We start from the raw sequence: 4,596 nt of genomic DNA on the forward strand, positions 1-4,596 counted from the left end.
AATAAACTACAGCTATCGATAATAGTCGCAACAAGCACGGTAAAATTCCCGCTTGTTGACATGATGCGTTTGCCCTGTGTTCGGGGTAGTGGCTGTCGTGTTTATATGTCTGACATGAAAGCTAGGATTGAATCTAAGAATATTTACTACTATCCTGACGTGATGGTAACGTGCGATGAACGGGACAAGGCATTTCAATCTTTTAAAAGATATCCTTGTTTAATTGTCGAGGTTTTGTCAAATGGTACGGAAGGATTCGATCGGGGCGATAAATTTGCTGACTATCAAGAATTAGAAACCCTTCAAGAGTATATGTTAATTAGCCAAAAGCGTGAGCGGGTAGAGTGTTTTCGCCGTAATGCTGAAGGGTTGTGGGTTTTGTATTCCTATACTCAAGGCAGCGAAATTCACTTGTCTAGCGTAGATTTTCGCACAAGTATTGATGTTATCTATGAGGATGTAATTTTTACGAAGGAAGATTCAGAAGCAGAATTTGATGGACTGCGATCGAGGGGATAAATGGAAAGTGCGATCGCACATCGGTTCAGGAAGGGCGATCGCACTTGGGGATGTGATTAAAAAAGGGCGATCGCCTAGTTAAAACTCAATACGTCGTGTTATTGGGTTTGGGTGGTTTGCCACGAGAACCGCTGGTTTTTTTTACAAACATTCTCCCTGGGTATCCCAAGGAATGTTGGCGAAAAAAACCCTGAGTTTCTCCAGATTTATGATAATCTGTTCAATTCGTTCTTTTGACTGGGTATCAGTTGAAGTAATTTCGTGCAGATGCTTGAGATACTGTTTGCATTTTGCTTCAACTGCGTCGGCACCTTTATCAAAGGCTGTGGCTGTCTCTTGCCAATACTGGTCGATTCCTCCTAAGAATTTATCAACAACACCCTGTTTTTTGAATTGTTGGTGAATTTCTTTTGCTAACCGCTTCTGCCAAGCTTCCCCAAAAAAATTCCACACCAAAGAAGCCAGTCCAGCAGCTAAACCGATCCCTAGAACTATTGGGCCACCAATCGCAGCTACGAAAGAAATTACTGTTGCCGTGCCACCACCGATACTAATACCAAGTGCTGACAAAAGACTGACTAATTTCGCTACTAAGATATAGCTGCCAAGATTGCCAAGGCCTGCTGCCCAAGCGGCTAAGGCACCATAAGTACCTAAACCTGCTATCCCACCAAGAAAAGCTCCTTTTGTATCGAAGGGAATAGATACTACTATTCCATCTTTGTTGGGAAGTTTAGGCACTGGGTATTTTTCCAGAAAAGCGTCAATCTCAGCCTTGAGTTTTTCAGAATTGACACTAATCCGATTTTCTAAATGACTTTGCAGCAGATCGACTAAATAACCGGGAGCGTATTCTTGAGCCTCTTTCTGTTTGTCGTATCTCTGGCGAATCATTTGTTCTATAAACTCTACATCGATCTTTTTTTCTGCATAGGTCTGAAATGATTTGCGGGTATCTTTCTCTAATTCCTTAATTTGTTTGCTCACTTGACTGCGTTTTTGCCGCATTTCTCGCTGACGTTCAGGTTCATTTTTCTCGGCTTTGTCAAGCTCCTTTCGATACTCCTCTATTTTGGCAACAGTTGTTTGATATTGCTCAATCGAGTTAGCGTATTCTTGTTTTTTGTCTTTTTTGACCGCATTGATTTCGCGGTCGATACGAGAGATGACTGGTTTAGGAAGAGTCTCGCAGAGGAGTTGAGTTAAATCATCAAAGAGACGCTGACAGCGATCCGGCTTTTCTGACCAGAAAGTGAAGAAACGCTTTTGCACATCTTCCTTGGTAATATCCCGCTTTGTTAGCTTCCGACGAAACTCTATAGCAGTTTCATCAAGTTCTTTATACAGTCTGGCTGAAGCTTTATTGAGAATTTTGGGAAGCTCATCGTCAGGGATACTCGGATCGGCGTGTGTCGCCACAATAAAGAAATTTCCTAGCGTCGGAAAGTCGTTGCATTCATTCTCTGGGGCCGGCAACAAACGCAGCAAATTCCGAAGTCGCACCATATCTTGACCATTGATGTGACCCTTGGCAGGAGAAGCATAAAGCAAGACATTAGCAATTTTGGTGGCACTATTAGCTTTCTCAACATCCTTTGATACTTCGTCTTGTTTATCAGAGTAACCGGGAAGGTCAATCAGGTTACACGCTCTTAACAAAGGAGCATCTACATAAACTATAGCTGTATGTCCGCCATCATTGCTGTCGTCAGAGTCATCATATTGGTGTACGCCATATTTTTCTAGCAGGTCAAAGGAGCCGAATTGCAAAAAATGCTTCTGACAACGCTCCCTATCCTCTAAATATAGGAAGTCAAAATTTAGCTTGCCGTTTTCATCTTGCCAAAATTTCTCATCAATAATTCCCACGTTTCCATCAAACCATTCGGGGCGACTTTCCACATGACAAACAATGGTAATGACTCTTGTTGCAGGCTGATAGCCTGTTGGCAATACTTTTTTGCCTAAAAGAGTATTAGCAAGATAGGATTTACCCGAGTCAAATGCTCCTGTCAAGACAACATTTGGTTTTTGGTAATACTGGTTAATTTGTTCTTGCAGATGGTTAGGTATACGTAGTTCCGTTGGCAATTCTAGCCAAGGTAAAAAAGAATTTTCATCGATATACTGATTAAGTAAATTTAGCCGGCGATAAAGTTCAGCGTAGGGACTGCCTGGTTCAATTCCTGGGAGTGGATGTATTTCCTCTGACATGGCAGTTGCAATGTCAACACCTAATATTTGCAGCCATTTTACTGCCATTCCCATCGGAACTTGTGCAGGGAACTGCTCATAATTTTTAACCTGATCTACAGAAATGCCGAGCCCGCTGGCAACTGATTCTTGACTGATACCTTTCTGTTCCCGATAGCGTCTAAAATTAATGTTCATAGCATTCTGCTACCCGCTAGTTTAACTCACAGGAAGTTATTTGGTTTTTATAATTATCTTCTAATTATGAATTTATCGGAGTAATAAAATGTCAAATTTGATCAGCAATTGAGACGAGCGATCTGTCAGAATTGGTCAGAAATGTCAGAAAATGTCAGAAAAAGTCTGATAAAATAAGAAAAACCCCTACACCTACTCGACCAATGGACGTTAAAGAAGTCTTGAGATTTGCCGAGGATCTGGTTTTCGCCAAAACAGGAGAACATTTGGACGATCTGCAAGAAGCCATCTTGCGGGGTGCATGGAAAGGTCAAAGATACTCTAAAATTGCCGAAGAATCGCACTGCACTGAAGGTCATGTCAGAAATGTGGCTTCTGAATTATGGCAAGTTCTCTCTGATGTCTTAGGTGAAGAACTCAATAAATCAAATTTTAAAACAACATTAGAAAGATGTCGATTCTCAATTATTTCATCAAAGTTTGCGAAAGACTGTACACAAATTAATAATGTCAATGTTTGTGGAGACACTTTGCAACCTCCCGAAGTGCCAAAAGAGCGATCGCCCTCAACCCCCACCTCAGACACCTCCAAACCCCAAACCCGACTAGACTTAGCAGACGCACCTCATATTTCATCATTGTTCGATCGCACATCCGAACTCGCCACCCTGGAAAAATGGATCGTCCAACAAAAGTGCACCCTCGCAACAATATCAGGACTCAGCGGCATCGGCAAAACCGCACTTTCCCTCCACCTCATCCCAAAAATTCAGCATAACTTTGAATACGTCATCTGGCGAAGTCTCCGCCACTTCCCACCCTTAGAAACCACCCTAAAAACTCTCCTAGAATTTCTCTTAAATAAACCAGAAATCGAACTCCCTACCAGCATTCCCGATCGACTTTCCCTGTTAATGGAATTTCTGCGAAAAAACCGCAGTCTCATTATCCTCGACGACGTGCAAAGCATTCTCAGTAGCGGACAACTAGCAGGAAATTACCGCCCCGAATGCGAAAATTACAGCATCCTCTTCAGACAAATCGGAGAAACAACCCACAACAGTTGTTTAATCCTCAACAGTTGGGAACCACCCAGAGAAATTACCGCCTTAAAAGGAGAAAAATCACCAGTTCGCAGCTTACAACTCAAAGGCATAGGTACAGCAGCAGCCGAAATTTGCCGACAAAAAAGTTTACTCAATCCCGAAACATGGGAAAACTTAATTAACACCTACCGAGGCAATCCATTGTGGTTAAAAATAGTCGCCACCACCATTCAAGAAATATTCCGAGGTAGGGTGGCAGAATTTTTGAAATATGATATGCTATTCTTAGGGGAAGAATTGGCAGCAACATTGCACCCGCAGATAAATCGTTTGTCAGAATTAGAAAAAAACATCATCTGCCGCCTCAGCCGCGAAGCAAATTCAGTTTCAATAGAGCAATTGCTACAAGATGCCGATTTATCGCCCTCGGAGTTATTCAACGGGCTGCAATCTTTGGGCCGGCGATCGTTAGTTGAAATAGAAGAACAGGAGAATGAAACGCTATTCAGCGTTTGTCCTGTGGTGAGACAATATGTAATATCAAATCCAGTTTGTTGATACTTTCCGACAGTCCGACAGTCCGACAGGGGTTGAAACCCCTGCCTCAAAGCTAAAGTCGGTTAAAACCGACTACAGAATC

The 4,596-nt window shown here is 42.3% G+C and carries 3 protein-coding genes; 2 read left to right on the top strand and 1 reads right to left on the bottom strand.

Annotated features, from left to right (window positions below; all coding sequences use genetic code 11):
- Positions 1–519 (top strand): Uma2 family endonuclease (locus QUB08_RS14885; protein WP_333225431.1); only part of this gene is annotated, 519 nt, incomplete at its 5' end.
- Between the two features lie 141 nt (positions 520–660).
- Here the strand turns inward: QUB08_RS14885 and QUB08_RS14890 are convergent.
- Entirely contained in the window at positions 661–2,910 is a 2,250-nt protein-coding gene (locus QUB08_RS14890; RefSeq protein WP_333225432.1) for a dynamin family protein, read from the bottom strand.
- Positions 2,911–3,113: 203 nt separating this feature from the next.
- Between QUB08_RS14890 and QUB08_RS14895 the strand changes: the two genes are divergently transcribed.
- On the top strand, positions 3,114–4,514 hold the full coding sequence (locus tag QUB08_RS14895; protein WP_333225433.1) for an NB-ARC domain-containing protein: 1,401 nt from the start codon (positions 3,114–3,116) through the stop codon (positions 4,512–4,514).
- Positions 4,515–4,596 lie beyond the last annotated feature (82 nt).

Origin of the sequence: Microcoleus sp. BR0-C5 (assembly GCF_036705045.1) — a bacterium.
Lineage (GTDB): Bacteria > Cyanobacteriota > Cyanobacteriia > Cyanobacteriales > Microcoleaceae > Microcoleus.